The following is a 6,674-nucleotide window of genomic DNA, read 5'->3' on the forward strand; positions in this document are numbered from 1 at the left end:
ATGAATACCAAACAAATAGTAGTGATCGTTATTGTAGTCGTCTTAATGGGAGGGTTGCTTGCACGTCCTATCAAGGGTTTGGTAGATCAAAATACAGGTGCTAATGATACGGCGGATGCAGGAACTTCCTCCGCTTTTAACCTTCAGACCGTGTCAGACATTACCAAGCAGTCTATAAATGCTAATATAGCGCAGGAAATTACTGTGCTGGAAGAAAAAGCAGCACTAGCCAGTGGTGAAGAAAGACTTGCAATCCTAGAAGAGCTGGCGCAAAAGTGGGACGACCTGGCTAAGTTCGCTCCTCAAGGATTTATCTATGAGGAAATGGCAGAAATTTCTCCTAAATTTGAATATTGGCTGAAAGCGGGCGACACCTATCGGGCAGCATACACCAATCTGCAAGATACGGCGATGTCGGCGGAGCTTAACAGACTAGCTATTCAGGCGTATGAAAAAGCAACAGCGCTGGACGAAAACAGTCTAGATGCAAAAACCGGATTAGGGGCGGCTATGGTAACAGGAGGTGGCAATCCCATGGCTGGGATCGCCTTGTTGCAAGAGGTCGTTGCGAAGGATCCTAAAAACATTCCTGCAAATAAAACCCTGGGGCTGTTTTCTTTGCAGTCTCGACAGTTCGACAAAGCTATTGAGCGATTCAAGACAGTTGTCGAATTAAGTCCCGATGCAGAATCGTACTTTTATCTAGCAACGGGCTATGAAAACATTGGATTGAAGAACGAAGCTATCGCTGCTTTTCAGAAAAGCAAAGAGATGGCGGCGGATCCAACCTTATCTCAGTTCATAGACAGACGTGTCGAAGAACTAAGCAAGTAATTCACATATTAATTTATCATTAAAAACATTAAAGCTATGCCAAGCGGAAAAAAAAGAAAAAGACACAAAATGGCTACGCACAAGCGTAAAAAACGTTTAAGAAAAAACAGACACAAGAAAAAATAAGCTTGTGGGTCATTAGACCTCTCAGCCTATTAGGCGTCATACAATCTGTAGTTTTAATCCTAAAACTACAGATTGTATTTTTTCATTAATGCGTTTTTATGTTTCATCAGGCTATATACGATCTGTATAATAGCCCTAAATGAGTAGCTGTTGGTAAAGGAATTAATTATCGATTCAACTCCCGACAAGGGGGTGACTATTGCTTTACTACAGGACAAACAGCTTGTTGAGCTGAACAGAGAACAGGCCGATAATAATTTCGCCGTAGGTGATATTTACTTAGGGCGTATCAAAAAGATAATGCCTGGCCTCAATGCCGCTTTCGTAGATGTAGGCTACGAAAAAGATGCGTTCTTACATTATTTAGATTTAGGACCTCAGGTTCAGTCTTTGCTCAAGCTAACACGAATAGTAAAGAATGGCAGCTATCAAGAGAAGCTGCTCAATAGTTTGAAGCTTGAAAAGGACATTGATAAAGCAGGGAAAATTTCGGATATATTGAGCCGAAACCTGTTATTACCAGTACAGATTGCCAAAGAACCTATCTCAACGAAAGGACCTCGATTAAGTTCGGACCTGTCTATTGCGGGTAGATTCGTCGTATTGGTTCCATTTTCGAGCGCGGTTTCCATATCCAAGAGAATTAAAGGAAGTGCTGAGCGGAATAGACTGAAGAAAATAGTGGAGAGTATCAAACCACCAAATTTCGGAGTTATCATCCGCACAGTTTCGGAAGGAAAAGGTGTCGACGAATTAGAGAAGGACCTTTTAGATTTAATCTCGAAATGGGAACTGTTTACCAAACGCCTTAAAAGTGTGGAGCCTGCCCATAAGGTATTGGGCGAAATGGATAGAGCTTCTACCATTTTACGGGATATATTAACGGATGAGTTCACACATATCCATGTCAACGACGACGCATTGTATGATGAAGTAAAATCATACGTGCAGGAAATTTCTCCCGATCTGGAAAAAATAGTGCGGCTTTATAGACATAAAGAGCCTATTTTCGATCATTTCGGCGTCGAAAAACAGATTAAGGCGTCTTTCGGTAAAACGGTTAACCTGCAAGGAGGTGCTTACCTAGTCATTGAACATACAGAAGCACTCCATGTTGTAGATGTCAATAGCGGTAACCGAATTGCTAGTAAAGAAAATCAAGAAGAAAATGCGTTGCTCGTAAACAAAGAAGCAGCGAAAGAAATCGCAAGGCAATTGCGATTACGTGATATGGGGGGCATTGTGGTTATTGATTTTATCGATATGCACAAACCTGCTAATCGCAAAGAATTGTACGGTTTTTTGAAAGAATGCATGGCAAGCGATCGCGCCAAGCACACCATTCTTCCACCAAGTAAATTTGGACTCGTACAAATCACCCGACAACGGGTTAGACCCGAAATGAGCATCGTGACAAATGAAAAATGTCCCGCATGTGGAGGAACGGGTGAGATTCGTTCAAGCATCGTATTGCTAGACGATATCGAAAGTAATTTGAGTTACATCTTAGAAGAACAGAACGAAAAAGGGATAACACTCAGTGTACATCCCTACATAGGCGCCTACATTAAGTCGGGTTTGTTCTCCATTAGACTCAAATGGTTTTTTAAATACGGTAAATGGATTAAACTAAATATCGTATCATCTTATCATTTGACACAATTTAAATTCTTCAATGCAAAAGAAGAAGAAATTAAATTATAGTCGAAAAGAGCTTAAAAAGGACGATTTTTGCTAAAATCGTCCTTTTTCAATTTTCCGAGATTACGCTCGTTTGTGGGGGCATCGATTAGCTATTATAACCAATGGATCTTAATGCCGTCTTTTTCCATTTTTCGGAAATACGTCATTTGTCTTTTCGCATAGCGATGTATCTCTGTGTTCAATTTGTCAAAAAATTCCCCATAAGATAGTATCCCCTGTAAATACAACGTGGTATATTTATATTCCAGGCCATAGTAAATTAAATCTTCTGGATCCATGCCGTTCTCGATCAAACCACTTACTTCATCAATAAGCCCTTCCTCTAAGCGCTTATGGAGTCGCTGCGTAATCAATTCTCGTCGCTGTTCCAGTGGTGGGCAGAGTCCGAATACGCGGTAATTGTTGATAATACGCTGTCGCTTTGTCGGCTGTGGGTTGCGTTGTAAATACAACAGAATTTCCAACGCGCGCACTAATCGCTTATGGTTGTCAAAATCTACCTTTAGGTCCTCAGGGATGCCAATTTCATGAATCCGAGAGCGAAGTTCATCTATTCCTAATAACGATAAGGCGTTCTGAAGATGGCTATCTTTTGGTATCTGCGTATACGGACGCTCTTGCAAAACAGACTGTATATAAGAACCCGTGCCTCCACAAAGTATAGTCTGTTTTCGCTGGGTTACTATTTGGTCATAGACGTCAAAGAAATCCGATCGAAAAAGGTCAACATTGTATTTTTCTCCAGGTTCCTTGATGTTGATAAGATGGTATGGAAGGTCTCGATATTCCCTTAAATCCTTCCCTGTCCCGATATCCATTTTTTTATATACCTGACGGGAATCGGCTGAAATTATTTCACCATCTATCCTTGTCGCTAAGTCCACCGCAAGACCCGTCTTGCCTGACGCCGTGGGGCCGAGCAGGATAATTAAAAAATCAGGCGAAAGTTTTTCTTTCGCCTGAAGTAAGATTTCGTTTACGTACGCAGTATTACTCACACTTCAAATCTAGTCCATTTTTCATTGCTGGCATTGCTGGCTACTACATTTTGAACGAAGGCCATTCCCCGTACACCATCGTCTACTGTTGGGAAATCCAGCTCTTCCAGAGAAGGCGTTCTCCCCTCTCGTCGTGCACTAGTCGTCGCCGCGAAGTTTCGATAAATGTTCGCAAATGCTTCAAGCAGACCCTCAGGGTGCCCGGCCGGTATACGCGTATTGTGCGTAGTAAAAGAGCTTAACGTAAACGGGGCCGCGTATGCATTTCCCGTTCGGTATAGTTGTCTAGGTTGGTCTAGCATTTTAATGATGAGGTTGTTGGGATCCTCATTCGCCCATTCTAGACCGCCTTTTTCCCCATAAATACGGATTCTTACCGCATTTTCCTCACCAGCAGAAATCTGGGACGCCATGAGAACACCTTTCGCACCGTTGTCAAAACGGAGCAATACGGATCCATCATCGTCTAATACCCGGCCCTCTACCAACGTGCTTAAGTCGGCACACAGTTCGGTGATTTTTAGCCCAGAAACATATTCTGCCAAATGAGCAGCATGTGTTCCGATATCGCCCATGACCAGTGATAGCCCTGATTTTTTCGGGTCAGCACGCCAAGCCGCCCCGGCATTTCCTTCTCGTTCCGATAAACGGCTTAACCAACCTTGCGGATACTCTACCACAATCTTCCGGATTTTTCCAAAGTGCCCTTCATTGACCATCGCTTTAGCTTGTTTTACCATCGGATATCCAGAATAAGTATGCGTAAGGCACAGCGTTCTTCCTGTTTTTTCTACCACCGCTTTCAATTCTTTTGCCTCATCAAGCGTAACCGTCATAGGCTTTTCAATAACCACATCAAAACCATGCTCTAAAGCCATTTTTGCCGGAGCAAAATGCAGAAAATTAGGCGTTACTACGGTCAGAAAATCCATGCGTTCTCCTTCCGGGAGTTGTGATTCCCGTAGGATCATCTCTTCGTAGTTAGCATATAGGCGATCAGACGCTACAAACAACTCTTCCGCAGATTGACGAGAAATTTCCGGATCAATACTGAAGGCGCCACAAACTAATTCTATTTTTCCATCCATAAAGGCTGCAATTCGGTGTACGGCGCCAATGAAAGCATCCTTACCGCCACCTACCATCCCCATACGTAGTTTACGTTTCATATTCAATTATTTACGTTTAGTTAACTTCTAAGTGTTAAATATACACAACCCAAACTATTTTTAGGCTGTTTATTTTTGTTTTTTCCTCTTCCGCCGCCGTTTTAGATCCTTAAAAAATCTGTATGGATTATAATTTGAGCACTAATTTTGTGCTTCCATTATTGATGGAGAAATACCCTGCTGGATAAGTCTCTTTGAGTTTAAGGAGAGTTTCGGAGTTTGCTATATAATACCGTTCCTGGCCAACCACCCAAAAATGCTGCGGAGCTGTATATTCCCGTTGTTCAAAACCCAGTGTGCGGAGGTTAGAATCCTGCGCCCAATCCCTATCCACATAAGTCATAATATCATGCGGCTGAAAATCTTTTATGAATGCTTTAAGAAGTTTAGACAATCCGCCTACTACCCGGTATCCTGCCTTGTGGCAAAAGCGCACCAGTTCGAAAGATCGATAATCCGGTGCTTGATCCCGCATGTGCCGGCCGCCACTGAAAACAGCGATAGACATAAGCTCTCCTTTATAGAATAGTCCATAGCGGTATTTTCCTGGAATAGCAACTTGAAGATGGTTTTCTTCTAAAAATGCGATAGTTACACCTTTATCCACACGCGCAACAACCGTTTGGCGTCCATAGACTACTTGTCCCTTTCCTAATAACGAACATAACCGGGAAAGAATTTTATGCGGATTTTTTAAAATTTGATCCTGATCAATATGGAAAATACGTCTATTATCTATAGGGATTCGCCCCCTATTGTGGGCGAGATAGATGACTAAAGCGAAGTTGTCCGCCGCAGGCCCGTCCAAATGGATAGTATCCGCAGTGTATTGTTTCGAAAAAGACATCGTCAGATCCCGCTCCAGATCAGCAATAAAATCCGCGATAGCCTGAGGTATATCCATGTTATACAAAGTTAATACAATCTAAAGTGGAATAAATTTTTATTGATACCTTTGTGAAAAAATAGAGAAATAGATGAAACTTCCTATAGTCGCGTACGGCGATCCTATATTGAGAAAGAAAGCAGAGGAGATTGATGAAGATTATCCCAATTTAAAGGGCTTGATCAATGATATGTTCGAAACGATGTATGCCGCTCGTGGCGTTGGACTCGCCGCACCGCAGGTCGGATTACCTATCCGCTTGTTTGTAATTGATGCTTCGCCCTTTGCAGAAGACGATGAAGATGAAGCGGGAGATCCCACGTTAAAAGATTTTAAAAAAGTGCTCATTAATCCCATTATCATAGAAGAAAAGGGGGAAAAGTGGGGCTTTAACGAAGGGTGCTTAAGCATTCCTGATATTAACGAGGAGGTTCTGCGTCCTTCAAACGTGGTAATTAATTATCTAGATGAAAATTTTGAAGAGCACGAAGTAGAACTCACCGGCCTTGCTGCCCGTGTCGTTCAGCACGAATACGATCATATCGAAGGTAAGCTTTTTGTAGATAAATTAAGCCCACTCAAAAAAGCCATGTTAAAAGGGAAATTAGATACCATATCCAAAGGAATGGTTCAAGTAGGTTATAAAATGAAATTCCCCAATCTTAAAAAGAAAAGGTAGTCTGAAGACTACCTTTTCTTTTTAGCCACCATACCGCCCCTCAACGGTAGAAGACCTTATTCTAAAGATTAATCCAATAAATAATTTCCCCACTCAGCCGAATACCACCTGATAATAACGGCGCATACTCCCCTATTTATCGTGCATTAAGGTGATCATCTTAAAATATCCATCAGTTTTCCAGATAGTTGTATTTTTCAGGGATTAAAAAAGGGGGAAACTATTGGAGTGTATTGTTAAAGTTTTTACCTTTGCCCCACTCCGCGAGGGAGGGCATT

Annotated in this window: 6 protein-coding genes; 3 read left to right on the plus strand and 3 right to left on the minus strand. The window is 42.0% G+C overall.

Translation table 11 applies throughout. The annotated features are described in order from the left end of the window. Entirely contained in the window at nucleotides 1-834 is an 834-nt protein-coding gene (locus LKO28_RS14915; RefSeq protein ID WP_227695830.1) for a tetratricopeptide repeat protein, read from the plus strand. A gap of 276 nt (nucleotides 835-1,110) precedes the next feature. Further along, complete coding sequence (locus LKO28_RS14925) at nucleotides 1,111-2,664, plus strand: ribonuclease E/G (RefSeq protein WP_227695831.1); 1,554 nt, start codon at nucleotides 1,111-1,113, stop codon at nucleotides 2,662-2,664. A 92-nt stretch (nucleotides 2,665-2,756) separates the two neighbouring features. Here LKO28_RS14925 and miaA read toward each other — a convergent pair whose 3' ends face one another. The 3 genes from miaA to LKO28_RS14940 all read right to left on the minus strand — a co-directional run bounded on the left by miaA (nucleotide 2,757) and on the right by LKO28_RS14940 (nucleotide 5,735). Beyond that, nucleotides 2,757-3,662: a tRNA (adenosine(37)-N6)-dimethylallyltransferase MiaA gene (gene miaA, locus LKO28_RS14930; protein ID WP_227695832.1), complete on the minus strand. Its 906-nt coding sequence runs from the start codon at nucleotides 3,660-3,662 to the stop codon at nucleotides 2,757-2,759. Continuing rightward, nucleotides 3,659-4,831 carry a Gfo/Idh/MocA family protein gene (locus LKO28_RS14935; RefSeq protein ID WP_227695833.1) on the minus strand — a complete coding sequence of 391 codons (1,173 nt, stop codon included), beginning with the start codon at nucleotides 4,829-4,831 and terminating at the stop codon, nucleotides 3,659-3,661. Before LKO28_RS14935 ends, miaA begins: the two co-directional genes overlap by 4 nt. A 127-nt stretch (nucleotides 4,832-4,958) precedes the next feature. Beyond that, nucleotides 4,959-5,735 carry a hypothetical protein gene (locus LKO28_RS14940; protein ID WP_227695834.1) on the minus strand — a complete coding sequence of 259 codons (777 nt, stop codon included), beginning with the start codon at nucleotides 5,733-5,735 and terminating at the stop codon, nucleotides 4,959-4,961. 73 nt (nucleotides 5,736-5,808) lie between these two features. Between LKO28_RS14940 and def the strand changes: the two genes are divergently transcribed. After that, entirely contained in the window at nucleotides 5,809-6,396 is a 588-nt protein-coding gene (gene def / locus LKO28_RS14945; protein WP_227695835.1) for a peptide deformylase, read from the plus strand. Nucleotides 6,397-6,674: the final 278 nt, after the last annotated feature.

This window comes from Sphingobacterium sp. FBM7-1, assembly GCF_020687765.1.
Taxonomy (GTDB): domain Bacteria; phylum Bacteroidota; class Bacteroidia; order Sphingobacteriales; family Sphingobacteriaceae; genus Sphingobacterium.